Genomic DNA, 26685 nt, shown 5'->3' on the forward strand with positions numbered 1-26685 from the left:
GAATTTAGGACTTTTTTATCCTAGAATTAAAGGCAAACGAATGTGACAACGCTTCCATTAAGTAAGTATTTGTCATTCATGGAGGTAGCAATATGATCAGTTATCCATTGAAACAGGAAGACTACCGAACCCTCGCCGGTGCGGTGGATACTTTTTCAGGGATTACGCAAATCGAAACCGTTTTTTACACGCTAGATGAGCAACTTCTAAAAGATGGGACTTTATACACGGGGATCGAAGAAGTCCAACAACACATCGACTTAGAAGGACTCAAAGTTTACGCCATTTTTCCGGTCACGATTGAGCATCGGCTCTGGGGATTCGTGATCTGCAATTCAATCGACGTGTCGCAACAACGGATCTACCTATCTCGTAGCTACTTGGAAAACATTTTCAACCAGCTCTTGGAACCACAGTTTAATATCACCGTCTCAGTTTGGGACGCCCTTGATATGGAGCAACTTTCAAAGATTCGCTACTTTGATACCTTTTTACGGTCAGCTTCATCAGATGATAAGTCCTTAGTAACCACACCCGTCAAAACCGATTTAAACCGGTTCACAACGGAACCTTCAGCCTTCTCTGAAGATGGCGAAGGGGTTCATCAAAGTATTGAAGCATCCATTCAATATATTGAAAAGAACATTCGCCGCACAATTTCACTGTCCAAGGTCGCCCAAGAAGTGTTCTTGTCGCCCTCTTACCTCAGTCGAATCTTCAAAAAAGTGCTGGATGTCAATTTCATTGATTACGTTAACAACCGTAAAATTGCGATTGCCAGTGAAAAATTAGCGTTGACCAAGTTACCAGTCAACTACATTGCCAACCAAATTGGCTTCTCGCAAACCAGCTACTTTACCAAGATTTTTAAACAACGGACTGGGTTGACCCCTTCCGAATATCGACACCAAAACACGTCGATTCAAAAAATCTACACGATTCACCGGGACATGACCTGGAAGGAAACTGATACCGTTTTTGATGTGTCCAAACGCTTCTTCCAAAAGAACCACATCAGCTACTTCTCACAACCAGTCAACGGCTATCCTTACATCAACAACATCGATAACCTCGCCGATTCCACGGGTGCCCGTGGCTGGATCTACACCATCGACTGCAAACAACCAACGATTCCGTCTAGCGCCGTCAGCGTGAAAGGCAAATCCGTTGTGCAGTGGATCTACACCGCCTACATGACCAATCCAAACTAGTTCGTAGCGGTTCTGTATATCACCTTAGATATGAAATTAGCGTCACCCGCAAATGCGGGTGACGCTTTTTGTGCTGTCGCTTGTGTCTCCAGCGTAAGCATATTTAGTTTGTGAAGTTCAGTGATTCTGGTTTTCTATAGTGGGAAGATGCCGCGGGAGGCTCCGACGCTATGCGGGGACTGGAACGCAGTGGCGGGCCTACGAGCTAGGAATGGAAGAAAACCACTTCCATGCCGGATCTCTCCGGACCCGCGTATGACTAAGGCACTCGCACCCCGAACCCCACGGGGCACGACTGCCCAAGTCATACCGACACTGCTGAGCCCCGCGCGCCTCCGCCTCCCGCTACATGGTGCGCTGTCAGTACCAGAACTGCTGACTGTCACATGCTGAAGTTGACGAAACTGCTTGCCGAGAACGTTAGCAGGTAACTCAACAACTGCAGAAACGATTGTGGTCAATGTTCAGTAACCGCAATGAATCAACGATTGTACGCATGCTATTGCGTGCCACGTTTGTCGAATTAACATCAATTGTTGTAATCCCGTAGTCAACCGTGCAGTTAAGCATTTGAGATGATCTGCAATAGCACCGAATTGCGCAATGTGAGATGCGGGTAGGCGACTAGGTGGATGCTGTGTCGCGATAATTGGTGGTTGTTGACGAACTTCCAACAACCGCCAATTATCGGGGACGAAGTTAAGACTCGCGTGGGTTGTGGCGAGGCTTAACTTCGAGGTCTGAGACCGCCCTTCGGCTCAGGCCGGCCCCACAGCAGGAACCTAGTCGCCTACCGGAATCGCCAGTCCACGCAAATCGCCGAACTTCACAAATTAAACACAAGAATGCTTACGCTGGACACAAGTGTACACAAAAACACCACCCAACAAGTGGATGGTGTCAAAGTGAGTATTAGTGAACCAGTGATTCGATCCAAGTAGCAATGAAGCCACCTACAAGTGGGCCACACATTGGTACCCAGGAGTAGCCCCAATTTGCTGAGGACTTGCCAGGTAAAGGAATAACCGTGTAGGCAAACCGTGGACCCCAGTCACGAGCTGGGTTGATGGCGAACCCGGTGGTCGTCCCTAAACCAGTACCGATAACGAAGATTAAGAAACCAACAACTAATGGCTTCAAACCAGTCGTAAAGTCACCTAAGTTCAACAGAATAAAGACAAACGCGAATGTTGCAATAACTTCTGAGAAGAAGTTGAATAATGGCGATGCAATTGCTGGTGCAGTAGCGAAGATACCGACTGTGTTACCTTCTTCTGCGCCGTTAGATTCTTTGAAGTGTGCCCCGAATGCAACCATAACAAGCGCTGCTCCGACGAACGCACCCAAGAATTGACCAGCAAGATAAGGCAAAACTTCATGCCAAGGAAAGAGACCAAAAATTGCAAATGGAATCGTAACAGCTGGATTTAAATGCCCATCTGAGCCTAACAAACCAGCAACGTAAACCCCCATCGTAACGGCCATACCCCAAGACAAGCAGACATAGGTCCAGTCAGATCCTCTTGAATAGGTCTTCTTCAAGTTAAGTCCGGCACCAGTACCGGCCCCCAAAAGGATTAGGATAGCGGTTCCGAAAAATTCACCGATAAAACCATCCATAAGTGACACCCACCTTTATATTAGTTTGTTAATTCACAATTAACAGTTCTTAGTTTAGCATATTTGAAAGCGCTTTATCTGAAATATTTTTGGCTCTTTTTCCGCACAAATTTAATTCTTTATCACAAAAAAATATAACAAGTCAAAATTTTACCGCGATTCGGCTTCATCACAGCACATTTTCTGGAGCATCTGCCTTAAAACCGCTTTCATTTGGGTCGGTCCAATCACTGATTGGTGCGTATCACGGATTATTTCCAGGGTACTTTTTCCTAAAACATAGTAGGTAATTTGACCAAATTTCGCCGGAACTAGTTGTATAACTTGTTGCAAGCGCTGAAAACTAGCGGGACTGGTGACTAAAATTCTGGTAATTGGGGCGGCCAGTTGGTTGGCAACAAGTTGTGTTTGCGCCTTCGACCAAGTATTTTGATACACCTGTACCATTTGTAATTTTGGGAGCTGATTCATGGCATGTGCCACCGTTAAATTGCCCCGGAGCCACGTCATGATCGTGCCCGCCGGATAGTCTTGGAGCACGCGTTGCAAACTGGCCTGATTCTCTTGCGGCGCCACGATGCATCGTTGCACGCCAGCTTTCGTTAACTTAGCGGCCATTTTCTGACTCAAAACCGCAACGGTTGCCAGCGGTGCTAAGTCTCGCAGCCGGTCAAGGTACACCGTAAGTGCAAATGGACTGGTCAACACGAGCACGTCACTCATTGCAATCAAATGCTCATCCGTAGCCGTGAGCGTCACTGGCGTCAAATGGCGTAACGGCACATATTGCGTTGGCGCTACCGCCGCTAACTGCGCCTGCAGGTCCGGCGCCACCTTTTCTTGCGGATATGTGATTAGAAACCCCATCTCAACACCAGCTTTCTTACAAATTCAATCCCGTTAACGTCGCCGAGTTCGCCGTCACCTCATACGTCGAGTAACACCCTGCCTCAAAATGCAGATCCCAATAAGTCGTGTCTGGGAACCAGTGTTGATGCCACGTCCGCAACGTGCCAAGGTGGGCGACCAGCAATACCGTTAGATCACTATTAATGAGGTCTTGATAGTCATCAAGAGCCGCCAACACCCGGGTCTTAAACACCGGGTACGATTCAGCGCCCGTTGGAAACGCCTCAAACGGGTGATCCAGCCATGTTTGCCAATCCTGCGGGTATGCAGCCTGAATCTCGTCAGCATTCAACCCTTCCCACTTCCCAAAGCCCATTTCATTTAACCGAGCATCGATGCGGACCTCAGTTGTCGGGTGGGTGGCAATGATTGGTGCGGCGGTTTGCGCCGTGCGAAGCATGTCACTTCGCAACATTACATCGATTGGTACATTCGCCAATTTCTCGGCTAACTGCGCTGCCTGGGTCTCGCCCAGCGCATCCACCGGACAATCCAGCGACCCATAAAACTTCTTTTGTTTGTTAAGCGCCGTTTCACCATGACGCGTCACTAATAGGTGCATTACAACATCACTCCCGCTAAGCCAGCGTAAACCAGCAAGAAAATCACCTGTGATAAATCACCGTAAGCGCCGATCGTATCCCCGCTGAACCCGTGCAACAGGTGAATGTGGAACCGCCGGTAAAAGTAGGCCAACACCATCACAACTGCGTAGGCGATCAAACCCGGGATTTGTAAAATAGCGCCAATCACGATAATTGAAAAAATCTGGGCGACAATGATGCGCCAAGTGGTAACGCCGACCCATAAACTGGATAGGCTGGGGCCACTGCCGTTGTACACCATTTTATAAAACAAAACGGCGATCCCGGTCTTGGCCATCATCGTGGTCACGGCCGTTAAGCCCACCAACTGCCATAGTGGCAACTGTGGCGCAATGATGATGCCACAACTAATGACGATCAGGTAAAAATACAACAGGCCCAAACTCCCCATCGTCCCTAACCGACTGTCCTTCATAATAGCGCGCATCTTCTCCGGTGCACGAGACGAATACAAGCCATCCGCCGTATCCGCCAGCGCATCCAAGTGAAAGCCACCCGTGATCAACCCGTCCGTGATCCAGTAGAGGATCCAGGCAAACCAGAGTGGAAAAATTAGGGTAAACACCCAAAAAATAGCAGCTTCAACGCACCCTACCAAGAACCCAAAAAAGGTAAAGTACTGAATATTTTGTTTAAACTTATTCGTTGCGTCCGGAATCTCAATTGGGACGGAGATCCGGGTGAAAAATTGCGTGAATAAAATCATCGCTTGTCCCATGATCAAACACCTTTCTATTTCAATTTTTGTGGCAGCCCGCTGATCACAAAGTAAACGTGGTCGGCCGCTTGAGCGAGGCGTTGATTAACCTGCCCGTATAAATCGCGCAAAATACGTGTCTGCTTGGTTGCCGGCACAATGCCCAGCCCCACTTCGTTGGTCACAATGAACATCGACTGGTCGGTTTCGCGTAACGCGGTCACGATATCTTGCCAATCGTTAAAGATCACGTCACCCACTTCGGCGATTTCATCGCGCCCCATCTGCTCGATCACGTCATCTAACGGCTGTCCCTGTTGATCAGCTTGCGCCAGCATCATTTGGTAAAAGCGGTTCGTGATCAGCATAGTGGCATCGTCTAACAAGTACCCGTCAAACTGGTGCGACCGAATAAAGCCCGCCACGTCTTCGTAGCGTTCCTCAGTGGTCCACTTATCGGAGCGGCGTTGTTGATGGGTCTTGATCCGGAGTTGCATCTCCGGGTCTGGCGCCGTCATCACACCGGTCGCAATGTAACAGACTTGGTCGTCATCTGACAACTGTTGTTCTGCAAAGACCGATTTACCGCTCTTGGCACCACCGGTCACTAAGGTTAACTGTCCTGTCATCTTGATTACCTCCGCAAAGTCGCTACCCGAATCAAATCCGGATAAGCCGCTTGAAATTGGGGTGCTTGGTCCGCGCGCACGCCGACCAGTAACACCGTCGCCGGTCCGGCTGATTGAGTGAATGCCTCATCAGTCAAATCAACGGTGGCCTCAACGTTCAGACCGTGAGTTTGCGCCATCTGTGCCGTTTCGTTCGCCACCCCTTTTGACCCAACTGGCAGCAAGTCCACCACGTCATCACGCTGGACTAGTTGTCGAACCGCGTCATAACTAAAAATACTGTCTAGGTGCGCCACCACTTGAGCCGCAACGTACGGCGTCCCCATCTGAAAGACGGCCAGTTCGTGTTGACCGACCACTGGTAGCTTCGCCGTTTCGATCCGGGCCACCACCGTTACGCCAATTGAGGTGGTGAGGGTGGTCATGTTATCTTCGGTACTGCCGTTCAGTGGTAAATCAGCTAAACCCGCTCGCTGCATTTCGCCCCGGATGCCCGAAATGATTCGTTCTCCGGTTGGGTGTAGTTCGTTACCGATCGTATCCGTAATGGCGACCGGCGTTGCGCCAAAACATAGAAGCTCCAGTAAGGGGACTCGCAAAGAATAAGCGGCCGTAATAGCTGGGTCAATCGCTACCACGTCCGCTTGCTTCTCCCCAATTCCGGCGCTACTATCACAAGCAATCACTAACGTTTCGGTTGCCGTTAGCGGTATTAATGAAAGATCGCGAAATTGTGTTGTTGTCATTATTAGTCCTCGTTTTCGACCGCATCAAACGCGGCGTTAAAGCCGTTGATCGTGGCTTGAATGTCGTCGTCCGTGTGTTTGCTGGACATGAAGTTGGTTTCAAATTGTGATGGTGCCGTGTAGATGCCTTGTTGGAGCAATTGCTTGTAGAACTTCGCAAAGTACGCCACGTCGCTGGCCTGCACGTCATCAAAGTTGTTGACTGGACCGGCGTTGAAGAAGTAGCTCCACATGGTGCCTACGTGGTGCACCGTTACTGGCACGTTGTGCGCGTCAGCAGCTTGTTTGATGCCTTCGACTAAGCGGGTCGTTTTCGCACTCATTTCAGCGTACAACGACTCGTTTAACTGGGCTAACGTACTCAAGCCACCGGTCATCGCCAGTGGATTACCAGACAAGGTACCAGCGTGGTAGACGTTCCCAGCTGGCGTGATGTTCATCATGATGTCACGACGACCACCGAAGACCCCAACGGGTAACCCGCCACCAACGACCTTACCTAATGTCGTCAGGTCAGGGGTAATCCCGTAGAGACTTTGAGCGCCGTGGTAGGCTGCCCGGAAACCAGACATCACTTCGTCAAAGATCAAAACACTCCCATGAGCCGTTGTCACGTCACGCAAGGTTTGCAGGAATTCCTGCGTTCCTGGAATGACGCCCATGTTGCCGGCGATTGGTTCCACGATGGCACAGGCGATATCGTCACCGTTGGCTTCAAAAACCGCCTTCACGCCTTCAACATCGTTATAGGGCACAGTCAACGTATCGTAAGCTAAGTCCTTTGGCACCCCTGGTGAGGTGTTGATGTTGAACGTCGCAACCCCAGACCCGGCATCGACTAACAGTGAGTCACTGTGGCCGTGGTAGTTCCCGATGAATTTGACGATTTTTTCCCGGTGGGTGTAGCCCCGAGCTAAGCGAATCGCGCTCATCGTGGCTTCAGTCCCGGAAGACACCATCCGCATCATTTCCATTGACGGCACGATGCTTTGGATCTTTTTGGCAAGTTCCGTTTCAAGTTCGGTGGGGGCACCATAACTGGTCCCCTTGGCGGTTGCGGCTTGGAGGTCCGCCACCACTTGGTCATCGGCGTGACCTAAAATTAACGGCCCCCACGATAACACGTAATCGATGAACACATTGTGGTCAATGTCTTCGATGTGGGCACCCTTGCCCCGTTCGATGAACAGTGGGTCACCACCGACGTTCTTAAAGGCCCGAACCGGACTGTTGACCCCGCCCGGCATGTATTCGCTGGCTTCAGCGAAGGCCCGCTTGGAATTTTCAAACTGCTTCATTAAATTAGCACTCCCTTTGGCTACTTCATACGAGCAGCAACTTCTTTAGCAAAATACGTGATGATCAAGTCCGCACCAGCCCGCTTCAAGCCGACCAGCACTTCGTTAACGATCTGTTCTTCGTTGATCCAACCGTTTTGCGCGGCGGCCTTCACCATGGCGTATTCGCCAGACACGTTGTAGGCCACCAATGGCAGGTTGGTATTGTTCCGAACATCTCTAATAATATCAGAAAACGCCATCGCTGGCTTAACCATCGTGAAATCGGCACCTTCTGCTTCATCACTGGTCATTTCACGAAGGGCTTCCAACCGGTTAGCAGGATCCATCTGGTAACCCTTACGATCACCAAAGGTTGGTGCGCCATCCGCAGCGTCCCGGAATGGGCCGTAGAAGCTAGAAGCGTACTTGACTGAATAAGCCATGATTGGCGTGTTTTCGTAACCCGCTTCGTCCAAGCCTGCCCGAATCGCGGCAACGAAACCGTCCATGGCGTTTGAAGGGGCAACCATATCGGCGCCGGCTTCAACTTGGCTAACGGCGGTCTTCGTGTTGTATTTGAGTGACTCATCGTTCAAGACTTCGTGATCCTTGACGATGCCACAGTGACCGGTTGACGTGTATTCGCACATGCAGGTGTCGGCGATGACGATTAGGTCAGGGTATGCGGCCTTGATTTTACGAATGGCTTGTTGCACGATGCCATCCGCTTCCCAAGCACCAGTACCGAGGTCATCCTTGTGGTCGGGGATCCCGAAGATGATGATCGATTCAATGCCTAAGTCCACGATTTCCTTGATTTCATCCAAAATCGAATCCAAGCCGAAACGGTAGATCCCGGGCATGGAGTCGATGGCTTCCTTACCGGTGATCGTGGCGTCCACGAACACGGGCATGATCAAATCAGACTTGGCTAAGTGCGTCTCGCGAACGAGATCACGCATAGCAGCACTACTTCTTAAACGACGGTGACGATCAAAACTTACCATAATAACAATCTTCTTTCTCAATCATTTAGTTTAAGTTAATTCCAGCATAGCGAATTATTCAATGAATTTCAACGCGCCTTCCGCAATCAACGCTTGGGCGGTTTTGCGGCCTAACTGGTCACCGGCAACTCCTGTCTGATGCTTCGTAAACAGGTGCTGGCCGTCAGTCGAGGCAACCAACCCGTGAAAATGCAGGGTGTCGGCTTCCAAGTAAGCATACGCCCCAATCGGGTACGTACAGCTCCCGCCAAGTTCGCGCAGAAAGTCGCGCTCAACCACAACGCTAGTTCGGGTCGCGGCGTCTTCAATGCTGTGCAGCAACGCCAACGTATCGGCGTCGTTTTTCCGACACTCGATGGCAATCGCACCCTGTCCAGTTGCGGGCAAAATCACGTCCTTCAAACTGATGCGGTACAGCCCCGTCAAGTCAAAGTCCAACCGGTTAAGGCCGGCTTCGGCCAACACGACGCCATCCAAGTGCTCGCTCTCAATTTTGTTGATTCGGGTCTCAACGTTCCCCCGAATCGGAATAATGGCAATATCTGGTCGAGCGTGCAACAACTGGCCCTGCCGACGTAGGCTGTTGGTGCCGATGCGAGCGCCTTGCGGTAGATCTGCTAAACTCGCAACCGGCTTGGGTGTGATCAAACAATCAAAGGGCGAGTTGCGCTTCGGAATCGAGCCAATCGTCAAATCATCCGGCAGTACCGGCATGACATCCTTGAGACTGTGAACCGCAAAGTCAATTTCGTTCGTCTGTAAATCGTGTTCGATTTCCTTGACGAAAACGCCCTTACCACCAATTTTTTGGAGGCTATCCTTGAGGTTGCGGTCACCCTGCGTCACGATTTCCTTCACCGTGATTTCAACATCGGGAAATTGTGCCTGCAGTGCGGCAACCACGAGGTTCGTTTGGCACAGCGCCAACTGGCTCCGGCGCGTCCCCACGGTAAACTTATTTTTCATGGTGACTGTCCTCCTGTAAAACGTCATCCGTTGCGAGGCCAAAAATCTGGCAGAAAAAGGCTAAATCTAACGCCGCATCATCGCGAACCGACAACTCCTTGATTTCCTTGATGGGGCCCTTGATCATCTGATTAATGATACTCTTCATGTGCTTGCTGATGACCTTACGTTGATGGGCATCCAGTTCTGGCAATTTGCGTAACAAACTGTCATAGACGTTTTTTTCAACGCTCAACGCTGATTCCCGCAACTCACGAACGACCGGCACCACGTGAAGCTGCCGTTGCCAAACGTAAAAGTCGTTCACCGCTGCCGGCACATTTTCAGCAATGGCGGTCATCATCGCATCCTTAGTCTGTTGATTCTGGGCAATGATTTCAGTTAAGTGATCAATGTCATAGTAGGTCACGTCAGCTGGTAACGTCTGGGCATCAACGTTACGCGGCACCCCCAAGTCGATCATCACTTTTAACTTAGGCCGCGTCGTTTGAAGCGCCTGTGCGGAAAGTACCGGTTCCTTAGCGGCTGTCGATAAGATGACTGCATCAGCATCAGCGACCGCCGTGGGTAGATCCGACCACGCATCCGCTTGAACGGTTGCGTCGTAATCCGCCGCCAACTGAGTCGCCTTCGCATCCGTTCGGTTCAACACGGTGATCTGGTCAAAGCCCATCGTGCTGGCATTTTTCAGTACGTGAGTCCCGACTTCGCCCATGCCGGCGATTACGAGTTGTTTCCCAGTCAAATTTTGGAGTTGTACCTTGATTTGATGTAACCCAGTTTGACCAGACGTTTTCGCCAACTCGCTGACCCGATATTCGGTGTGCATCCGCTTTGAAAAGGCAATCGTTTCTTGGAACAGATGGTCTAAAATCACACCAGTCGTCCCATCCTTCTGGGCGGTAAAGAAGGCGTTCTTCAACTGACCCAAAATTTGCGGTTCACCCATGATCAGCGATTCCAAACCAGTCGCCACCCGCATTACGTGGGCGACGGCGTCTTCCTTGGTGCCAATCACGGACCACTCAGTCATTTGATCAATCGTCACGTGGAACCAGTTGGCGAGAAACCGTTTCAGGTAGTAGCGCCCGGTATGAATCTGATCGACCACCGCGTAAATTTCCGTCCGGTTGCAGGTCGATAGAATCACGTTTTCTAAGATACTTTTTTCGCTATTTAACAGTTGGTTGGCCTTGTCTAGGTCCTCCTTGGCAAAGACCAGCTGTTCGCGAATATCAATTGGTAATTGCTGATAATTTAAACTCACGTAAATGACAAACATGGTTTACTGATCCTCCCCTTTAAACCAGTGCTGATCGTCTAACCAGCGCCGGAGTGTTTGTTTGATGCGTTTCGCCGTTGCTGGCGACTTGCCCTTTGTCGAGACCGTTAACAGTAACGTCTCATCTTCAAGCTTCGCCACGTTAAAAAAGTCCGACTGGGTCTTATCACTAGCGTTATTCACCAGTTGAAAATGCGTGGCGTCCCGCGTAATTTGAGCGTTCACCGCGGCGTCATCCGTACAGGCAATGATCATATCCATCGCCTGGATGTCGCCAGTTTCATAACGTTTTTGTCGCCAAGTCACTTGGCTCGTGTCGATTTCCGGCGCTAACACCGGACTGATCACCGTCACGTTGGCCGCGGCATCCAATAGTGCCCGAATCTTTCGCGTTGCGACGGCACCACCGCCCACAACGGCGACCGCTTTTCGACTCAGGTCGATGTTGATTGGGTATGGGTGTTTCACGTTACGCATCTCCTTTAGCTGAATCGGCCAAGATTTGATCAAGTTTAGCCATATCAACGTTGGCTTCGATCACCTTAGCAAGTTTCTCGTACTGGGCTTCCTTGTAGGCCGCCATTGCGGGACTACTCTGATGCAAAACCGGTAACCCCTTCGCCTGCCGTAGTTGGTCAAGTAAGTGACGGGTCCAAGCGGTGTTATCAAAAATACCGTGAAGATAAGTCCCCCATACCCGGCCAGCGGCGTCAACGGCGCCGTCTGGGCGATCAACCGGTTGGCCGTTATTTTCGATAATCGTCGAAAATGGTTTTGCAGTCGGTCCTAGCACCGTCTCGCCCATGTGGATCTCGTAACCGTGCAGTTCGATATCGCGATGTCGGGCAACGGCTTGGGTCGTCGTCTTCTCACCCGTAAAGGTGGTCGTGGTATCCAGCAAACCAAAGCCGGCTTGCTGCGACAGATCAGACTCCACGTGGTTGGGATCAAACATCTGGGTGCCCAGCATTTGGTAACCACCGCAGATGCCGATAATTTGGGTGCCATCGGTATGCAGTTGTTGGATCAATGGCACAAAGCCCTGTTCACGCAGGGCGGCCATATCCTGATTGGTATTTTTACTACCCGGTAAAATCAATAAGTCTGGGTGGCCCAACTCTTCTGGTCGAACCACGTAACGGACCGACACATCGGGTTGAATCTCTAGACTATGAAAATCAGTAAAGTTAGAGATTTTTTGCAATGCCAGCACGGCAACGTCTAACGCCTTCGTGCTATCCTTTGTCCGGGATTTACGAGCCAAGACCACACTATCTTCTTCATCTAAGTCAACATCCGTCATGGGCACAACGCCAATCACCGGCACGCCCGTCAGTTCTTCAATCATTCGGTTACCTGATTCTAATAAGGTGGCGTCACCGCGGAACTTGTTGATGATGATGCCTTTAAACCGGCGTTGGTCAGCTTCTGGTAACAGTTTAATGGTGCCGTAGATTGAGGCGTAAACCCCGCCCTTATCAATATCGGCTACCAAGATTACCGGTGCATCCGCAATTTCAGCCATCCCCATGTTAACGATATCACGCTCGTTCAAGTTGATTTCCGTTGGACTGCCGGCGCCTTCAAGCACCATCACGTCGTTTTCATCAGCCAATGAACGGTAGGTTTCAAAGATCTGTTGCTTCAACTGGGGTTTGTAGTCCTGATAGGCTGCCGCACTCATGTTACTGAGCACCTTACCCATGTAAACGACTTGAGAATCCTGATCGGTTGAGGGCTTCAACAGCAGCGGGTTCATCCGCACATCTGGTGCGATACCGGCAGCTTCCGCTTGAAAAACCTGAGCCCGGCCCATTTCCTTGCCGTCACTCGTGATGTAGGAATTTAACGCCATATTCTGAGATTTAAAGGGCGCCACCTTTAAGCCACGGTTATGTAAAATTCGACATAGGCCAGCAGCCACCCAACTCTTGCCGGAATCTGACGCCGTCCCCTGAAACATGATCGATTGTGTACCCATGTGAGTCCCTCCCAAAATACGACGGCGACCGAAGCCCCGCCAGCGTATCACTTCCAGCTTAACCTGAAATGACACGTACTTTATTTATATCATATTAAACGTTGATTAGAAAACGTTGCGTCCATTACGTCACCGTTGCCTGATTAATTTGATTTATCACCGATAACACAACGACTGACGTGGCTTTGCACCGTTTCGGCACTGCCACGTCGCCAGAACGCTTTAAATATCAAAACGAAGTCACGCTATTCAGCCGCAAACTGCACCCGTTTCTTCAATAATAGGGTTGAGAAATACGGTAACTTCTCCGTCGGCGCGATGTCGGCTAACGTCCGCTTGGTCTGTTGGTCCATCGAGGCATTTGAAATCAAAATGGCGTGTTGCAACAGGTCGCGTTGTGCCAACAAATCGTAAATCGCCGGGAAGTTCGCCGAAATCTTCATGATGACCACGTTATCGTTGACGTCGATGGCCTTTTCAATCGTGGTGAGGTCTGCGGTTGCCGGTAACACTTCTAGCAGTTCGTCATCCAACGTCAGCGGCACGGAGATGCTGGCGGCAATTTGCGAAAACGCCGAGATCCCCGCAATCGTTTGAACGTCGATTTGATGATCGATCAGTTCTACGAGGTAGCTGTAAGTGCTGTAAACACTTGGATCGCCTAACGTCACAAAGCCAACGTTTTTGCCATCCTGAACGTCAGCAACGATTTCAGTCGCAATTTCACGCCAACTTTGCTGCTTTTCCGTCAGGTCTTTGACCATTGGAAAATGCCGGCGTTTCACCACTAAGGTTGCGGGTAAGTGTGGCATTGCGATTCGTTCCGCCACGCTTGCCTGTCCCTTATGTGCTTGAGGCACGTATAAAATGTCTAACGCCTGCAGCGTGTTGACTGCCTTGAGGGTTAATAAATCACTGTCACCGGGGCCTACCCCGATACCATAAAACGTTGCCATTATGCCGTCACCGTCCCTTGTTGATTGAGTTGTTGTTTAAGGTGTGCAATGAATAGGTTTTGAATCTCTGGATACTCGCCCATCCCAGTGAGGTCACTGGCCACCTTGATACCAGCCGCCTCTAACTTTGAACGCCACGACTCTGGTTGGGTCGAAGCCATGTCTTGATGCGCATGGTTGCCGGCCACCAACATCAACGGTTGTAACGTCACTTTAGTGATGCCATTTGCCTTTAGTCGCGCCAGTTCTAAGTCAATATCCGGATAGCTTTCAACTGCCCCAACGTAGTGCCGGGTGCCCCGCAACATGTAATCTAAGCAGGCGTACGCAGTAAAGGCATGATGCGCAGTCCCATGTCCCATAAAGAGGACGGCCGCATTTTTATCCAATGGTTGGTGCAACTGCTCTAAAAAGGTGACCACTTGTTGGTAATCTTCAAAGGTCTCTAGCAATGGTTTGCCGATGACCACCTGTTTAAACGCCGGCGTCACTTTGCGAACCTGCTGTAACAGTTGGTGGTATTCGATGCCCGGAATCAGGTGTAACGACTGGACGTACAGCGTATCGTAGCCAGCCGCTTGGATCTTTTCAAGGGCTTGTGCCGGGGTAGCCACAACCACCCCTTCGTGCTGCTGAATTCGTGAAATCACAATTTTAGAGGTAAAGGCGCGAAAAACGTCCGCTTCTGGAAAGGCCCGTTGAAAGGCCTGTTCCGTTGCCGCAATCGTTTTTTGGCGCGTTTGTTTGTAGGTCGTACCGAAGCTAACGACCAGTAACGCGATTCGACTCATCCGTTGAAAACTCCTTTTTAACGGCTTGAATCACGTCATCATAACTTGGAGCCGCCACGATGGCGTGCAAACCTAATTTTTGACATTCATCGGCAACCGTTTGGCCCATCGCAAAGCAGGTCATCGTTTGCAGTTGCGCACGTTGAGCGGCATCACAACCGGCATACAGGTCGTTGACCGAGGCTGAACTTGGGAAAACAACCGCGTGAAAGTCCGCTAGATCCACCGATTGTGGCACTGCAATACTTTCATAAGTTGCCAAGTACTGGGCCGTTGCTGGACCATTCAACTGGGCCAGCGCGGCCTGTTCACCAAGGTAAACAACGGGCTGGGTCAGATCCAACTGTTGTTCATCATATAAGGCATCTGCCAACAGCCCGGTTTCTTGTAGCCGAGTGGCGACCACCCGGTTCATTGCCACCAGTTGCCAGTGGTTCAAACTCCGACCATCAACGCCCAGCGTGAGTAACTGTTGTTGGAAATAATGGAACGCCGCAAAGTCGGTGATCACCAGCGTGCCACCAGCTGTCATATCTGGTAACGCCACTGCACGAGGTTGTTTCTTGCGTCGATCAAAGTAGTTGACCGAGGCACCCTCATCTTGCAATGCCGCAAACAACTTTGATTCGGCTTTAAACGGAATCAAGAGGTGCAAGCCCTGTAGTGCCAATTGTGGTTGTAACTCAGGCATCAGTTTTACAACACCGCCGACAACGATCAACGCCGGCGCACCAATTTTGGCCGCTGCAACCACGTCCACGATCGTTGCTAAATCTGCTGAGACCGACCGCTGCTTCCAGTGGGTCGCCCACTGAATAACCGCTACGGGTGTCGTCGCTGGCATCCCGTTGGTCACCAGTTGGTCGGCAATCGTGGCCAGTTGTTCCATGCCCATCAAGAACACGAGGGTCCCTTCCTGGTGCGCAATGTTGGCCCAATCCAGTTCCTTACCCTCGGCCTTCCGGTGACCAGTGATCACGTGAAAACTTGAGGCGTAGTCCCGGTGAGTAATGGGGATTCCCGCTGCCGCTAACCCAGCAATCGCACTGGTTAGCCCGGGCACCACTTCAAAAGCCACGTGGTGTTGTTTCAGGTACTGTCCTTCTTCACCACCCCGGCCAAAGACGTAGGGGTCGCCCGCTTTAAGCCGCGCTACCCGCTTACCCGACTGCGCAAGTTCAACCAACATATCGTTGATTTGATACTGACTGACCTTGTGGTGATGGGGTAACTTCCCAACGTCAATTTTTTCCGCCGCATAGGGCGCTAACAACGCGGGATTGACCAACCGATCATAAACGATTACGTCAGCCTCCGCTAACCGCCGTTGGGCTAGCAACGTCAACAACTCCGGATTTCCTGGCCCGGCACCAATCAAAGAAACGCGTCCACTCATACTTAACATCCTCCATCACACTCAGTTTGTCGCGGTAAAATACCGTGCTAAATCTGCTAGGGTCGACACGCGCTGCGGGTAATCGACTGCTGGTCGCCGAATGACGATGCAGGGAATGCCCAACTGATCACAGGCCATCATCTTTTCCTGAACGCCGCCGCGACGACCGCTTTCCTTGGTCACCACCGCAATGGCGTTGGCGCGTTCAAACAGCTCAACGTTTAACTGCACCGTGAAGGGCCCGCGAATCCCGTCGATTTGACCGGAGTTAAACCCGGCCGCCGTCAACAACGTCATGACGCCGGTCGTCGGTAACACCCGAACGTGCAGCCGGTCGACACCTAGCTGGTCGGCGTAATCAGCGGCTGTTTTACTACCCGTTGATAGATACACTGTTCCGACCCGTTGTTTAAGATAGTCGCAGGCTTGCGTCAAACTGTCAACTAAAACTAGGTTCGCGCTGGATTTTAATCCGTCCTCGCGTTCAAACCGTAAGTAAGGAATGCCCGCCGTTGCAGCGGCCTCGATGATGGTGGTTGAAATGACCCACGCAAACGGGTGAGTCGCATCAAGAACCATCGTAATCGCGTGCGTTTCAAAAAAGTGGCTGAACGTCGCCGGTGTCAGCACCGCTTCTGAAACCTGCTGGGCGTGCTGTCGGGCCAAAGTGGCACCGTAGTCGGTCGTCACCGATAAGATGAACGGCCGTTGGTGCGCCGTTAACCAGTCCGCAACCGCCAGACTTTCACTCGTCCCACCAAGTAACAAAATCATAGAGTGTAGCCCCGTGGGGTGATCATGCGACCATCAGCCACGTAGGTGTTTTGATTCCCCACGATGACGATGGTGGTCATGTTAACGTCTTCTTCGTTGAGATCCTTGATCGTGGTGATCGTTTCGATCTCGTTCTTACGGGCAACGTCCTTTCCAAGACCCACAACGGTGTCCGGTGACTTGTATTTCAACATAATATCTAGGGCTTCACGTAAATTGTTTGGCCGCCCTTTGCTACGTGGATTGTAGAGACAGATAACGAAATCCGCCTTCGCTGCGGCGTCAACCCGCTGTTTGATCACGTCCCAAGGGGTCATCAAATCGCTCAAACTAATGTGGCAAAAGTCGTTCATGAGCGGTGCGCCTAACGCAGCCGCTGCACCAATACTAGCCGTGACACCAGGGACGACGCGCACGTCAATGTGCTGTTCCATTTTGGAGGCTAATTCTAAGACCAACCCCGCCATCCCGTAGATGCCGGCGTCACCGCTAGAAATAATGGCAACGTCTTCACCACTGGCAGCAATTTCAATCGCCTTCTTGGAGCGTTCAACTTCACCGCGCATCCCGGTAACGACTAATTCCTTACCTTCCAGCATGTCGCGGATCAACCGCACGTAGGTTGCGTACCCCACGATCGTATGCACTTTTTTGATCACGTCGAGGGCTTCTTGGGTCATTAAGTCTCGTGAACCTGGGCCTAAGCCAACAATGTATAACATGTCATCATCATCCTTTTAAGTTGTTTATGTTTTCGAGTTGGCGTCCTAACACCATGGTAATGTCGTTTTGGGCAAACCGGTCCGTCACCGCTAAGTGCCCCGTTAATACTTCCGCACTGGCGGCTGCCACGTTGCCCACCCCCACTGTTTTCGCCACGAAGGCCGATTCGGGATAGTGCGCACTTGCTGGTCGTAACGTGTCAGCGGTGAAAAATTTAACCGGCACGTTTAGCGTGGCTGACAACATCTGAATAGCGGCTTCGTGCTGCTTAACATCAATCGATCCGAGTTGGGCAATCGACCGCCAAGCCAAGTGATGGGCAGCGCAGAATTTAGTAAAGGTGTCCTGCATCATTTGGGTCGTTACATCTCGGCGACACCCGATTCCTAAGGCATTCAGCCGCGGAATCACTGGTAACGTGTCAGCACGTTTCTCAAAATCAGTCCGATCAGACACGATCACAAGCGGTACCCCGGCTGGCGCGTCAGCAACGCGTTCAACCACCGTCCAGCCCCTTAAATCAGTGAGTTGGGGCCGAAAGACCGGGTCAACGTAAATGGCAACGGGCTTTCCCGCCGCCAATAAACCGTTAAACCGTTTAGTGTTGCGCTTGAATTCCGGATACCAGCCATTCACCCGCTGAGCCAGCGTGTCTAGCGCCTGTACGTTTTCGGTATCGGTTGCGGTGGTGATCACCGGATCCGAGTCCAAAATCGTTGCCACCTGAGTTGTCCAGGCGTTGGCACCACCAACGTGTCCTGATAACAGGCTAATCACGTGGTGACCTTGTTCATCAATCACCAGTACCGCTGGATCAACCGTCTTGTCAGTAATCAACGGTGCAATCGTGCGAACCACAATTCCCGTCGCCATTACGCAAATGACACAATCAACATCTCGAAATAGCCGCTGACAAGTAGCAGTGAACATGCCCTTTTCAAACGACTGTTCTCCGGGTTGTGCGAACCGGGCGGGTAACACTAACTGACTGGCTAATGCTTGGCTCAACCGCCGCGCTAACGTCGCGCCGTGAACCGTCAATGCAATGACGGCGACCTTAGTGTTACTGGTTGTCGCTGTCATCCGGCACACCCTTCCGGTACATGTGCGTAAACTGAGCATCGTAGAGTTTGGAGTAGTTGTACTCGTCGCCTAAGAACTCACCCACCATGATCAGCGCCGTTCGACGAATCCCGGCTTCCTTCACCTTATCGGCAATGTCGCCTAAGGTGCCTTTGACCATCTTTTCTTCTGGCCAAGTGGCTTTGTAGATCACGGCTGCTGGGGTGGCTTCGGTGTAACCGCCTGCCAATAGTTCCCGAACCACTTTGCGAACGCCTTGAACGGATAAGAAGATCACCATCGAAGTTTGGTGTTGCGCTAACGATTTCAGTGATTCGCTTTCTGGCACTGGTGTCCGGCCGGCCATTCGGGTAATGATCACCGACTGGGCAACATCTGGCACTGTGTATTCAACACCCATACTGGAAGCAGCGCCCAAGAAGGAGCTGACTCCTGGGATACATTCATAACCGATGTTACGCTTCTTCAATTCTTCGATTTGTTCGCGAATTGACCCATAGATTGAGAAGTCACCGGTTTGAAGCCGGACCACCGTTTGGTCATTCGCAACGGCCTCAGCCATTTGGTTAATGATGTCTTCTAGCGTCATACTGGCACTATCGGATTTAACCGCACCAGCCTTACAGTAGTCGAGGAGCGCTGGGTTCACTAACGAGCCCGCGTAAATCACGACGTCAGCTTCCGAAAGCCGCCGGTACCCCTTTAATGTGATCAAATCTTTATCGCCGGGACCTGCCCCAACAAAGCTTACTAATGTCATTTTGTTCAGTCCTTTCGAGTTGCGCTGATGATCAGCGTGGGATTCTGTGGTTTAAAGTAGTGACCCTTGCCGAGCGCGTGCCATTTGGCGATTCGCGCTTCTGTCATGTCTAAATCGGTCACGTTTTTCGTGGTCAAATACTGATAGGCCTGTAACGCATTTTCCTGCAAAATAAAGTTCAGGACCAACGCGCCACCCACTGTCAGGTGGGCTAACGCAAAGTCGATGATCTCATCGAGGTTGCTGCCGCTGCCGCCAACGAAAATGGCGTCGTACTGTTGATCCGGAATGGCTGTTGGTGCTTCGCCCTGAATCAAATTCAGATTAGTCGTCCCAAACTGGGCCATATTTTGCCGCATAATATCGATTGCCGCATCGCTTTTTTCAACTGCGGTCACCTGTAAATCGGGGTACATCAACGCTGCTTGTAGGCTCACGCTACCAGTTCCTGCACCAATATCGAGAAACTGCTGTTTTCCCTGTAATCGCAGGTGGTCGATGCTGATGGCCCGGACTTCCGCCTTGGTCATCGGGACCTTCGTTCGTAAAAAGAGTTCATCACGCATTTGTTATAATCACCACGTTCATTTGATAGTCTCGTTGTTCAACTGCTTCTGCCGGATAGGTTGTAATGGTTTCCTCTGGATAACTGAGCATCTCACCCACGATCACTTGTCGGTGCTGGTGCCGTTTGACGATTGCTTGGGCAATTTCGTACGGCCCAATCTTGTCATCCGTTACCATGCCAATTGTGTCGTGCATCAGTAGAAAATCGAAGTCCGGCACCCGACCATGACTACTAGTGAAGTAACACTCGTTCATGGACAGCCCGGTTTGGTGAAACAGGTACTGAATCGAGCTGATTCCCGGCACGACTTGAACCCGCGCCCGACCAAATTGATGAAACGCCCAGGTGCCAATGCCGTACAAGAGTGGATCACCAGAAGCCAACAGCACCACGTTATCGTCCAGCCGAGTCGCCAATAACTCCCGGAGCACGCTTAATTTCGGCAGCAATAACTGCTTAGAAGCAACTTGGGGAAAAAGCGACAGTTGCCGCTTAGACCCAATGACCAGCGTGGCGTCTTCCAAATACCGCTGGGTGCCGGCCAACATTAAGTACGAGTTCCCTGGGCCAATGCCAAGTACCGTAATCATTGCCAAGCCTCCTCAATCACTGCTAGTGGTTGTGTTGCCGCCAAAAAGCCGGTATCGCGGGAAAAAATCACCGCGTCAATGTCAACGTGGGGTTCCCGGTGCGCCAGTAGTTTCTCGGCCCGGCCCTTGATCTTATCCACCAACACTTGGTAAACCGCTTGGTAACCGGCTTCGTTGACGAGCTTGATCATCGAGATCGTCGTTAAACAATCGTTGACCTGCTTTAACAACTCAACCGGTGCGCCCAGCAGTGCTAAGTTGGCCACCATAATTTCAGCTCGGGCATCCGCATCCTTACTGTGGGTGGAGAAAATGCCCCCGGCAACTTTAATCATTTTGCCAAGGTCGCCAACGATCAGCAGCTTGGTGAAGCCCAACCGCTGAACTTCCTTCAATACGTAACCAACAAAGTTACTCATCTGAACTTGTTTTTCGGTGCCGATGTGCATCTCACCGGTTAGAAAATCCTCACCGTAGTTGCCGGGCGTCAGGATCAAGGCAGTATCGCCACGTTTGCGGTGAATATTCATTTCAATCGAAATCGAGTGTTTCCAACTCTCTTCGGACATCGGCGTGACGATGCCACTAGTCCCAAGAATTGAAATGCCGCCAACGATGCCCAATTTCGGGTTGTAAGTCAGTTTGGCCACCCGTTCACCTTCGGGCGCCGAAATCACGATGTCCGCACCTCGGTCATCGCCTATTACCTGCCGAACGCCCTGTTGGATCAACTTATACGGCGTCGGGTTAATTGCTGGCATTCCCGGCTTGTTTGCTAAACCTTCCTGCGTGACCCGCCCAATGCCCTGACCCCCATCGAGGGTGATTTCGGCATCCGAGCGCAACGTCACAGTGGCAACAATCAGCATCCCATCAGTGGCATCCTGATCATCACCGCCGTCCTTGGTAATGGCAACTCGTGCGGACCGGTCATCAAACTGACAATCCTGAACTTCAAAGTCAACGGGTTGACCGTTGGCGGCGTTCACGTGAACCGTTGTAGTGGCCTGTTGTTCTAAAATCGTTTTGGCCGCTGCCACCGCCGCCGCTGTTGCCGTCGTCCCAGTCGTGTAGCCCTTTCGGAGCTTGCGACCGTTATAGTACACATAATCATTCTCATCCTTTGCCGCTGGCATCTACTCACCGCCTAAACTAAATCTAAGTTGTACAGCACCGCGTTGACCATTGCGGCAGCCAAGTTACTGCCACCCTTGCGACCTAACGCAACGATTGCGGGAATTTCACTTTCGTAGAGCGCTTGCTTACTTTCGGCAGCTTCCACGAACCCAACTGGCACCCCAATCACAGCATCCGGCTTCAGCGTACCGGCCTGGGTCATTTCAAGAATCTTATAGAGGGCTGTTGGGGCGTTCCCCACCACAAACAGCTTCTCAGTTGGCACTTCCGCCGCCAATTCAATAGCTGCCATGGAGCGGGTGATTCCCTGTTGCTTCGCCCGGTCAAATACCGCCGGGTCGCTGATATAACAGTGATAATGACAGCCAATCGCATCCAACTTACGCTTATTGATCCCTGATAACGCCATGGTGGTATCGGTAAAAATCGTGCCACCATTGGTGATGACGTGGGCAATTTTGCTGATTGCATCATGGGTAAATTTTAGGTTATGCAAGTAATCAAAGTCCGCCGTGGTGTGAATCGCCCGCTTGATTGTTGCTTCTTCAACCGGTGATTCAAAGTGGTAATTCGGTGCGATTTGATCAATTTCAGCTTGAATCATTTCAAAACTCTTATCCGTAATTTGATTTGGAATCGTGATGTAGTCCGTCACGACAATCCCTCCTTCTCACTCGTTGTTACAACAGTGCTAAAATGCTCCAGCGAACGCCAATCACAACAATTAAGCCCAGCGTTGACGCAGTGTACAATAGCCTCAAAGTTTGGTTAATAGCGTGCGCATCCGCCGGCCCGGCATCCGCATTACCGATGTAGGGTTTGGGCACTAACTCGCCGAAATAGTAGTGGGGACCACCCAACCGTAAGTTGAGTGCACCCGCCACAACCGATTCTGAAAAGCCACTATTAGGGCTTTTATGGTGCTCCCGGTCACGCAAACCAACTGAAACCGCCTTGTGAACGTCGTACCGTAACAGCGCACTGGCAATCACCAGAAACAGCCACGTTAACCGCGCCGGAATGTAATTGAACACGTCATCGAGACGCGCCGGCACTCGGCCGATATCCCGGTATTTTTCATTTTGATACCCAACCATTGAGTCCAGCGTGTTGACTGCTTTATAGGCCAGTCCCAGTGCTGGGCCACCGATAATTAGAAATAGCAGCGGTGCGATGACCCCGTCGCTGGTATTTTCCGCCACCGTTTCAATGGTGGCTTTGCAAACGTCCTCACCAGAAAGTGCCGCTGTATCACGGCCAACGATCATTCCTACCTGATAACGGGCCTTCTCCAGGTCATCCGCCTTTAAACTTGCCATGATTTTACGACTTTCAACTGCCAGTCCCTTGATTGAAAGGCAGGTGTAGCACAGGTAGCTACCGAGCACCAGTTTCAACCAGAGCACGTCGCGGACCAACCACATCAAGCCAGCTACGATCAACCAAGTGCCACCAACGATGATGACCCACATCAATAACCCTAACCATTGGCGCGTTGTTGCGGCGTACTTCGGTCGGTTAAACAGCTTGGTCAAACCACCGATGGCGTGGCCAATCACCTTAATGGGGTGCGGCCAACTCGGTGGATCACCTAGTAGCAAGTCGAGCACAAAACCAATCACGATCATGCTAATCAGTTGCATCACGCACCGCCCCTAACTGTTGCAGCAAGCGTTCAAACAACGCTTGGCTTTGATAAAAGTGAACGTGCAGGTAACTGGCGAACGTCCGGCGAACCTGATACCCACCAGTCCAAGTCGCCACTGTCTGGCCATCGCGGACCTTTTCCATTTCCAAGACTGGTTTTAGCTGGGTGTCATGCGTGGTAAAAACCGAGTGATGGAACTCATGGCCGTAAATGACCGTTCCGGCGTCACCTAACACCGTGGTTGTTCTTGGCGTTGCCTGACAGTAACCAAACCGCTTCAAGCGTGGCGTCATCTGGCTATCGCCATTGAAGATGCCGACCATGTCAAACGTCCCGTCTGCCGTGATCAATTTTTGGCCCAGATACATGAGGCCACCACACTCGGCGTAGATTGGCTTGTCAGCTTCGGAAAATGTTCGAATCGACTGTTTCATGGTGCCGTTAGCTGCCAGTTGTTCGGCAAACTCCTCTGGATAACCGCCACCAAGGTACAGCGCATCAACGTCCGGCAACTTCGCATCGTGAATCGGACTGAACGGTATCAATGTCACCCCCGCTTCTCGCAGCGCGGTCAAGTTGTCTTGGTAGTAAAAACTAAACGCATCGTCTTGGGCAATGCCTAACCGTAATTGAACGCGCTGACGGGCTAACGGTTGCGGATTTTCAATGGTCGTACTCATCCCAGCCAACGCCAAGAGTCGGTTTAAGTCCAGATGTTTAGTTGCTAACTCACCCAGCGCTGCAATCTTACTGTCGATCTCGGGCAACTCATTATCGGGAACCAACCCAAGTTGCCGAGAAGGTAGGGCCAGTTCTTTTTTAAAGGGCAAATACCCTAATACTGGTAACCCAACATAACGGTCGATGGCCCCTTTGATCAGCTGATAGTGGTTCTCGCTCATCACGTTATTGACCACCACCCCCGCAATTGGGACCGCCGGATCAAAGGTCATAAACCCCTTCACAATAGCGGCAACCGAGGTTGAAGCTGACCGAGCGTTAACAACTAAAATCACGGGGACGTCTAGCTGTTTGGCAATACTGGCGGTTGAATGGGCGTCCTTATCCGTGCCAAGCCCGTCGTACAGGCCCATCACCCCTTCGATCAATCCCAAATCAACATCCCCGGTGTCTCGCGCAAACAACTGCCGTAACGTTTGCGGATCTGGTACCAAAAAACTGTCGATGTTGCGTGACTGACGACCGGTGATTCGAGAATGAAACTTCGTATCCACGTAATCAGGACCTACTTTATAAGGCTGAATTCGGTACTGCTTGTGTAACGCCGCCAAGATGGCTAACGTCACACTAGTCTTACCAGAACCACTCGTCGCGCCCGCAATCAGTAGTTTCTTCAACGTCCGTCACCTTCCTTAAGCTAAGTCGTGTAATGCTGCTAATAATGTTTGATTATCATCATGTGACCGCACCGCAACCCGGTAGTAACTCGCATCTAAGCCAACGTAATCGGAACAGTCCCGAATCATTAACCCCTTTGGCCACAACCGTTCTCGTAGTTGGGGAATGTCACTCTTGAAGAGGTAGTAGTTGGCTGCTGACGGGTAAACGGTGAGGTACGGAATCGTTTCAAGACCCTCGTAAAGCGCTTTCTTTTCAGCTAATAACCAAGCGTAGGTCGCTTGAATATAGGCCTGGTCATCATACATGTGCTCTCCAAACCGGGCGGCCAGCGTATTGACCGACCACGGTTCGGCTTGTTCAAGCAACTGTTGTTTGAGTTGCGGGTGTTTCGTCACTGCAAACCCGAGCCGTAGCCCTGGAATCGCAAAGAATTTGGTAGCTGATCGAATAATCATTACCGGATCCGTTTCGCTTAACCGGTTAATGTAGCTAAGGCGGTCGTGGTCAATAAAGTCCATGAAAGCTTCGTCTAAAATCAGCCAAATCTGGTGTTGGCGGCAATAATCGGCTAGCCGCTGTACCTCATCTGGTAAGAGGACTTGGCCGCTCGGGTTATTAGGGTTACACAGGCAGAGCAGATCAACGGTCGGCTGCTGGTCCAGAAACTGGATCAGTTCAGGCAACTGAATTTGAAACTGGTTTTCTGCTCGTAATCGGTAATGGTCAACCGTCGCCCCGGCTCGCCGCAACGAGCGTTCGTACTCACCAAACGTGGGTGCTAACACAACGGCGTGCGTTGACTGCAACGCCGTGGCCGTGTCAAAAATCATCTGAACCGCCCCGTTCCCAACAAACACGTCATCCGCAGAAACGTTTAAATAATGGCTAATAGCTGCTTTTAATTGCGGATACTGTGGATTGGGATAGTAGACCAGTTCGTCTAGCGACTCGGTTAAAACCGTTTTTAACTTTGGCGATAGGCCCAGGGGATTAATATTGGCACTAAAGTCGATCAACGCCGTAGCGTCGAGACCGGTTCGTTGCGCAATTGCCTCCCGGTTACCACCATGAATCACTTTGATCATGATGCCTCACTCCTTAAAAATGGTGCGTGTTTGACGCGTTGTGGCAAGAAAGCGTAGACAACTTCGCAAACTGCAAGGTTTACGATAGTGGCGACCGTCAGTGGAATAAAGAGCGCGAAGATCGTGCCTTTCAAGAACGGGTACATCAACGGCACTTCCAGTGGCACGTTGATGACGTAACCGATCACATCAGCGATCAAAACGACACTGAGCTTGTCCTTACCGAATCGTTGACGGATCCAGCCAAAAACAAACATGCAGACGCCCATCATCACGGCGATCACCAAGTGAACTGGCAACGTATAAGGGAACCCCGCTAACCCAGCGGATACTAAGTGACCAAATACGCCTAAAAAAGCACCGAAAACGGGACCCAATAAAATTGCGCCCAAGAACGCTGGTAGAGAATCAAACGCGATCGATCCTAAAATCTTCACGTTGGCCCCAACCACACACAGTGCCAGCAACATGGCCGCCAACACGATTCGCTTTAACCTTGCAGAATTATCCATACCATTAAACCTTCTTCGTCCAAATTTTAGCTAAAATGAGGTCGCTTACAAAACGTCCTGATATAAAGATATGATAGCCGGGCCGGTCTTTCAACGGCTTGTGACCGGTCTAACAAATTTGTGGAACGCTTCTCAATATCAGTATAAAAAACTACTAATTTTGGCAAATCAGTTCGTTCTGGACCAGTTAAGATTCATACTGGTATTTCGATTCGGAACTGGTATAATGGGGTCGTTATAATTTACGAATTTTTAGATTGTTATTTTTGGAATTAAAATAACTGCTAATTTCGGTAAAAATAGCACATTTTTGACTAAATCACCCCATTGTCCCCACAATTTAGCCGGTCACACGGTAACTTTTCAC

General features: G+C 50.9%; 28 protein-coding genes. 1 reads left to right on the top strand and 27 read right to left on the bottom strand.

From position 1 onward, the window contains the following. Positions 1–92 precede the first annotated feature (92 nt). Positions 93–1211, top strand: coding sequence for a helix-turn-helix domain-containing protein (locus tag ACYVR3_RS04030; RefSeq protein ID WP_461243219.1), 1119 nt, complete (start codon positions 93–95; stop codon positions 1209–1211). Positions 1212–2123: 912 nt separating this feature from the next. On the opposite strand, the gene ACYVR3_RS04035 is transcribed toward ACYVR3_RS04030, so the two are convergent. From ACYVR3_RS04035 to ACYVR3_RS04165, 27 genes are all read right to left on the bottom strand, one after another. Continuing rightward, positions 2124–2831, bottom strand: coding sequence for an MIP/aquaporin family protein (locus tag ACYVR3_RS04035; protein ID WP_054734581.1), 708 nt, complete (start codon positions 2829–2831; stop codon positions 2124–2126). Positions 2832–2981: 150 nt separating this feature from the next. Further along, a complete protein-coding gene (locus ACYVR3_RS04040; protein ID WP_461243220.1) occupies positions 2982–3698 on the bottom strand; it encodes a uroporphyrinogen-III synthase in 717 nt (238 codons plus the stop codon). A 16-nt stretch (positions 3699–3714) separates the two neighbouring features. Then, positions 3715–4302: a histidine phosphatase family protein gene (locus ACYVR3_RS04045; RefSeq protein WP_461243221.1), complete on the bottom strand. Its 588-nt coding sequence runs from the start codon at positions 4300–4302 to the stop codon at positions 3715–3717. Beyond that, positions 4302–5063, bottom strand: a complete 762-nt coding sequence (locus ACYVR3_RS04050; protein ID WP_054734575.1) for an adenosylcobinamide-GDP ribazoletransferase — start codon at positions 5061–5063, stop codon at positions 4302–4304. The genes ACYVR3_RS04045 and ACYVR3_RS04050 overlap by 1 nt, the downstream gene beginning before the upstream one ends. Before the next feature lie 14 nt (positions 5064–5077). Further along, positions 5078–5671 carry a bifunctional adenosylcobinamide kinase/adenosylcobinamide-phosphate guanylyltransferase gene (locus ACYVR3_RS04055; RefSeq protein ID WP_461243222.1) on the bottom strand — a complete coding sequence of 198 codons (594 nt, stop codon included), beginning with the start codon at positions 5669–5671 and terminating at the stop codon, positions 5078–5080. 5 nt (positions 5672–5676) lie between these two features. Next, positions 5677–6417 (bottom strand): hypothetical protein, encoded by a 741-nt coding sequence (locus ACYVR3_RS04060; RefSeq protein ID WP_461243223.1) that lies wholly within the window; start codon positions 6415–6417, stop codon positions 5677–5679. Positions 6418–6419: 2 nt separating this feature from the next. Further along, positions 6420–7715, bottom strand: coding sequence for a glutamate-1-semialdehyde 2,1-aminomutase (hemL, locus tag ACYVR3_RS04065; protein ID WP_054734566.1), 1296 nt, complete (start codon positions 7713–7715; stop codon positions 6420–6422). 20 nt (positions 7716–7735) lie between these two features. Further along, positions 7736–8704 carry a porphobilinogen synthase gene (gene hemB, locus ACYVR3_RS04070; RefSeq protein ID WP_461243224.1) on the bottom strand — a complete coding sequence of 323 codons (969 nt, stop codon included), beginning with the start codon at positions 8702–8704 and terminating at the stop codon, positions 7736–7738. Between the two features lie 54 nt (positions 8705–8758). Further along, entirely contained in the window at positions 8759–9670 is a 912-nt protein-coding gene (hemC, locus tag ACYVR3_RS04075) for a hydroxymethylbilane synthase (protein ID WP_461243225.1), read from the bottom strand. Further along, a complete protein-coding gene (gene hemA, locus ACYVR3_RS04080) occupies positions 9660–10952 on the bottom strand; it encodes a glutamyl-tRNA reductase (RefSeq protein ID WP_461243226.1) in 1293 nt (430 codons plus the stop codon). Before hemA ends, hemC begins: the two co-directional genes overlap by 11 nt. Before the next feature lie 3 nt (positions 10953–10955). After that, positions 10956–11429, bottom strand: a complete 474-nt coding sequence (locus ACYVR3_RS04085) for a precorrin-2 dehydrogenase/sirohydrochlorin ferrochelatase family protein (RefSeq protein WP_461243227.1) — start codon at positions 11427–11429, stop codon at positions 10956–10958. Beyond that, complete coding sequence (locus ACYVR3_RS04090) at positions 11422–12933, bottom strand: cobyric acid synthase (RefSeq protein WP_461243228.1); 1512 nt, start codon at positions 12931–12933, stop codon at positions 11422–11424. Before ACYVR3_RS04090 ends, ACYVR3_RS04085 begins: the two co-directional genes overlap by 8 nt. Before the next feature lie 245 nt (positions 12934–13178). Beyond that, a complete protein-coding gene (locus tag ACYVR3_RS04095) occupies positions 13179–13889 on the bottom strand; it encodes a cobalt-factor II C(20)-methyltransferase (RefSeq protein WP_461243229.1) in 711 nt (236 codons plus the stop codon). Further along, positions 13889–14680: a sirohydrochlorin cobaltochelatase gene (locus ACYVR3_RS04100; RefSeq protein ID WP_461243230.1), complete on the bottom strand. Its 792-nt coding sequence runs from the start codon at positions 14678–14680 to the stop codon at positions 13889–13891. Before ACYVR3_RS04100 ends, ACYVR3_RS04095 begins: the two co-directional genes overlap by 1 nt. After that, complete coding sequence (gene cobA / locus ACYVR3_RS04105; protein WP_461243231.1) at positions 14652–16076, bottom strand: uroporphyrinogen-III C-methyltransferase; 1425 nt, start codon at positions 16074–16076, stop codon at positions 14652–14654. The genes ACYVR3_RS04100 and cobA overlap by 29 nt, the downstream gene beginning before the upstream one ends. 21 nt (positions 16077–16097) lie before the next feature. After that, positions 16098–16850 (bottom strand): precorrin-6A reductase, encoded by a 753-nt coding sequence (cobK, locus tag ACYVR3_RS04110; RefSeq protein WP_461243232.1) that lies wholly within the window; start codon positions 16848–16850, stop codon positions 16098–16100. After that, positions 16847–17572, bottom strand: coding sequence for a precorrin-3B C(17)-methyltransferase (gene cobJ / locus ACYVR3_RS04115; protein ID WP_461243233.1), 726 nt, complete (start codon positions 17570–17572; stop codon positions 16847–16849). The genes cobK and cobJ overlap by 4 nt, the downstream gene beginning before the upstream one ends. 7 nt (positions 17573–17579) lie before the next feature. Continuing rightward, entirely contained in the window at positions 17580–18656 is a 1077-nt protein-coding gene (locus ACYVR3_RS04120) for a cobalt-precorrin 5A hydrolase (RefSeq protein WP_461243234.1), read from the bottom strand. Continuing rightward, on the bottom strand, positions 18637–19416 hold the full coding sequence (locus ACYVR3_RS04125; protein WP_461243235.1) for a cobalt-precorrin-4 methyltransferase: 780 nt from the start codon (positions 19414–19416) through the stop codon (positions 18637–18639). Before ACYVR3_RS04125 ends, ACYVR3_RS04120 begins: the two co-directional genes overlap by 20 nt. Before the next feature lie 5 nt (positions 19417–19421). Next, positions 19422–19982: a decarboxylating cobalt-precorrin-6B (C(15))-methyltransferase gene (locus ACYVR3_RS04130; protein ID WP_461243236.1), complete on the bottom strand. Its 561-nt coding sequence runs from the start codon at positions 19980–19982 to the stop codon at positions 19422–19424. After that, entirely contained in the window at positions 19975–20574 is a 600-nt protein-coding gene (locus ACYVR3_RS04135) for a cobalt-precorrin-7 (C(5))-methyltransferase (RefSeq protein WP_461243237.1), read from the bottom strand. Before ACYVR3_RS04135 ends, ACYVR3_RS04130 begins: the two co-directional genes overlap by 8 nt. Further along, positions 20571–21710 carry a cobalt-precorrin-5B (C(1))-methyltransferase CbiD gene (gene cbiD, locus ACYVR3_RS04140; RefSeq protein ID WP_461243238.1) on the bottom strand — a complete coding sequence of 380 codons (1140 nt, stop codon included), beginning with the start codon at positions 21708–21710 and terminating at the stop codon, positions 20571–20573. Before cbiD ends, ACYVR3_RS04135 begins: the two co-directional genes overlap by 4 nt. 11 nt (positions 21711–21721) lie before the next feature. Continuing rightward, positions 21722–22366 carry a cobalt-precorrin-8 methylmutase gene (locus ACYVR3_RS04145; RefSeq protein WP_461243239.1) on the bottom strand — a complete coding sequence of 215 codons (645 nt, stop codon included), beginning with the start codon at positions 22364–22366 and terminating at the stop codon, positions 21722–21724. A gap of 25 nt (positions 22367–22391) precedes the next feature. Further along, positions 22392–23354: an adenosylcobinamide-phosphate synthase CbiB gene (gene cbiB / locus ACYVR3_RS04150; protein WP_461243240.1), complete on the bottom strand. Its 963-nt coding sequence runs from the start codon at positions 23352–23354 to the stop codon at positions 22392–22394. Then, the gene (locus tag ACYVR3_RS04155; protein WP_461243241.1) at positions 23341–24717 is read right to left on the bottom strand and encodes a cobyrinate a,c-diamide synthase; all 1377 of its coding nucleotides are present in this window, start codon (positions 24715–24717) and stop codon (positions 23341–23343) included. The genes cbiB and ACYVR3_RS04155 overlap by 14 nt, the downstream gene beginning before the upstream one ends. 15 nt (positions 24718–24732) lie before the next feature. Then, a complete protein-coding gene (cobD, locus tag ACYVR3_RS04160; RefSeq protein WP_461243242.1) occupies positions 24733–25806 on the bottom strand; it encodes a threonine-phosphate decarboxylase CobD in 1074 nt (357 codons plus the stop codon). Continuing rightward, positions 25803–26318 carry an ECF transporter S component gene (locus ACYVR3_RS04165; RefSeq protein ID WP_057152455.1) on the bottom strand — a complete coding sequence of 172 codons (516 nt, stop codon included), beginning with the start codon at positions 26316–26318 and terminating at the stop codon, positions 25803–25805. The genes cobD and ACYVR3_RS04165 overlap by 4 nt, the downstream gene beginning before the upstream one ends. Positions 26319–26685 lie beyond the last annotated feature (367 nt).

The sequence above is a fragment of the Secundilactobacillus muriivasis genome (assembly GCF_054785195.1).

What these genes read in the sequence shown, in the direction of transcription:
- ACYVR3_RS04030 (WP_461243219.1), top strand. Translation starts at nt 93, where the DNA reads ATGATCAGTTATCCATTGAAACAGGAAGACTACCGAACCCTCGCCGGT.
- ACYVR3_RS04035 (WP_054734581.1), bottom strand. Translation starts at nt 2,831, where the DNA reads ATGGATGGTTTTATCGGTGAATTTTTCGGAACCGCTATCCTAATCCTT.
- ACYVR3_RS04040 (WP_461243220.1), bottom strand. Translation starts at nt 3,698, where the DNA reads ATGGGGTTTCTAATCACATATCCGCAAGAAAAGGTGGCGCCGGACCTG.
- ACYVR3_RS04045 (WP_461243221.1), bottom strand. Translation starts at nt 4,302, where the DNA reads ATGCACCTATTAGTGACGCGTCATGGTGAAACGGCGCTTAACAAACAA.
- ACYVR3_RS04050 (WP_054734575.1), bottom strand. Translation starts at nt 5,063, where the DNA reads ATGGGACAAGCGATGATTTTATTCACGCAATTTTTCACCCGGATCTCC.
- ACYVR3_RS04055 (WP_461243222.1), bottom strand. Translation starts at nt 5,671, where the DNA reads ATGACAGGACAGTTAACCTTAGTGACCGGTGGTGCCAAGAGCGGTAAA.
- ACYVR3_RS04060 (WP_461243223.1), bottom strand. Translation starts at nt 6,417, where the DNA reads ATGACAACAACACAATTTCGCGATCTTTCATTAATACCGCTAACGGCA.
- hemL (WP_054734566.1), bottom strand. Translation starts at nt 7,715, where the DNA reads ATGAAGCAGTTTGAAAATTCCAAGCGGGCCTTCGCTGAAGCCAGCGAA.
- hemB (WP_461243224.1), bottom strand. Translation starts at nt 8,704, where the DNA reads ATGGTAAGTTTTGATCGTCACCGTCGTTTAAGAAGTAGTGCTGCTATG.
- hemC (WP_461243225.1), bottom strand. Translation starts at nt 9,670, where the DNA reads ATGAAAAATAAGTTTACCGTGGGGACGCGCCGGAGCCAGTTGGCGCTG.
- hemA (WP_461243226.1), bottom strand. Translation starts at nt 10,952, where the DNA reads ATGTTTGTCATTTACGTGAGTTTAAATTATCAGCAATTACCAATTGAT.
- ACYVR3_RS04085 (WP_461243227.1), bottom strand. Translation starts at nt 11,429, where the DNA reads ATGCGTAACGTGAAACACCCATACCCAATCAACATCGACCTGAGTCGA.
- ACYVR3_RS04090 (WP_461243228.1), bottom strand. Translation starts at nt 12,933, where the DNA reads ATGGGTACACAATCGATCATGTTTCAGGGGACGGCGTCAGATTCCGGC.
- ACYVR3_RS04095 (WP_461243229.1), bottom strand. Translation starts at nt 13,889, where the DNA reads ATGGCAACGTTTTATGGTATCGGGGTAGGCCCCGGTGACAGTGATTTA.
- ACYVR3_RS04100 (WP_461243230.1), bottom strand. Translation starts at nt 14,680, where the DNA reads ATGAGTCGAATCGCGTTACTGGTCGTTAGCTTCGGTACGACCTACAAA.
- cobA (WP_461243231.1), bottom strand. Translation starts at nt 16,076, where the DNA reads ATGAGTGGACGCGTTTCTTTGATTGGTGCCGGGCCAGGAAATCCGGAG.
- cobK (WP_461243232.1), bottom strand. Translation starts at nt 16,850, where the DNA reads ATGATTTTGTTACTTGGTGGGACGAGTGAAAGTCTGGCGGTTGCGGAC.
- cobJ (WP_461243233.1), bottom strand. Translation starts at nt 17,572, where the DNA reads ATGTTATACATTGTTGGCTTAGGCCCAGGTTCACGAGACTTAATGACC.
- ACYVR3_RS04120 (WP_461243234.1), bottom strand. Translation starts at nt 18,656, where the DNA reads ATGACAGCGACAACCAGTAACACTAAGGTCGCCGTCATTGCATTGACG.
- ACYVR3_RS04125 (WP_461243235.1), bottom strand. Translation starts at nt 19,416, where the DNA reads ATGACATTAGTAAGCTTTGTTGGGGCAGGTCCCGGCGATAAAGATTTG.
- ACYVR3_RS04130 (WP_461243236.1), bottom strand. Translation starts at nt 19,982, where the DNA reads ATGCGTGATGAACTCTTTTTACGAACGAAGGTCCCGATGACCAAGGCG.
- ACYVR3_RS04135 (WP_461243237.1), bottom strand. Translation starts at nt 20,574, where the DNA reads ATGATTACGGTACTTGGCATTGGCCCAGGGAACTCGTACTTAATGTTG.
- cbiD (WP_461243238.1), bottom strand. Translation starts at nt 21,710, where the DNA reads ATGCCAGCGGCAAAGGATGAGAATGATTATGTGTACTATAACGGTCGC.
- cbiB (WP_461243240.1), bottom strand. Translation starts at nt 23,354, where the DNA reads ATGCAACTGATTAGCATGATCGTGATTGGTTTTGTGCTCGACTTGCTA.
- cobD (WP_461243242.1), bottom strand. Translation starts at nt 25,806, where the DNA reads ATGATCAAAGTGATTCATGGTGGTAACCGGGAGGCAATTGCGCAACGA.
- ACYVR3_RS04165 (WP_057152455.1), bottom strand. Translation starts at nt 26,318, where the DNA reads ATGGATAATTCTGCAAGGTTAAAGCGAATCGTGTTGGCGGCCATGTTG.